We start from the raw sequence: 638 nt of genomic DNA, 5'->3' as shown, positions 1-638 counted from the left end.
AGCGGCGTATTGACTGCCGCGATCCGAGTGGTGCAGGAGGCCGGGCTGGGGCCGTTGCCGCTGGATCGCCATGGTCAGGGCAGCCAGCGGCAGTTCCGTGCGCATGTGGTCGCGCATTGCCCAGCCCACGGCCTTGCGGCTGAACAGATCCAGGACGACGGCGAGATACAGCCAGCCCTCGTCCGTCGGGATGTATGTGATGTCGGTGAGCCAGGTCTGGTTCGGCTTCGCCGGGGCAAAGTCGCGATCGAGCCGATTGGGCGCCACCGGCAAACCGTGCCGGCTGTCGGTGGTGCAGACGCGATAAGCCTTGGCCCGTTGCGCCCGCAGGCCGTGGCGACGCATGAGGCGTTCGACACGCCCGCGACTGGCGGTATGCCCATCCGCCCGCAGGGCGGCGTGAATGCGCGGAACTCCGTAGCGTTGGCGATGCGCGTCGTGAAGGCGCCGGATGTCGTCGAGCAACTGTCGGTTCGCTGCCTTGCGTGGGCTCTCCGGTCGTGTGCGCCAAGCATAATAGCCCGATGGCGACACGTCGAGGGCATCGCAGAGCACCCGAACCGGGTATTCGTCGCAGCAGTCCGCAATGATTCGGAACCTCATCTCGGTGCTTCCGAGAAGATGGCCACAGTTTTTTT

At 65.7% G+C, this 638-nt stretch carries 1 protein-coding gene; it reads right to left on the bottom strand.

Annotated elements, in window-relative coordinates; genetic code table 11:
• Nucleotides 1–638 (bottom strand): IS3 family transposase (locus EJ903_RS26440; RefSeq protein WP_126620827.1); only part of this gene is annotated, 638 nt, incomplete at both ends.

The sequence above is a fragment of the Azospirillum griseum genome (assembly GCF_003966125.1).
In the GTDB taxonomy this organism is placed as follows: domain Bacteria; phylum Pseudomonadota; class Alphaproteobacteria; order Azospirillales; family Azospirillaceae; genus Azospirillum; species Azospirillum griseum.
The sequence above is the reverse complement of the archived record's forward strand: the minus strand, read 5'-3'. Positions and strand labels throughout refer to the sequence as shown.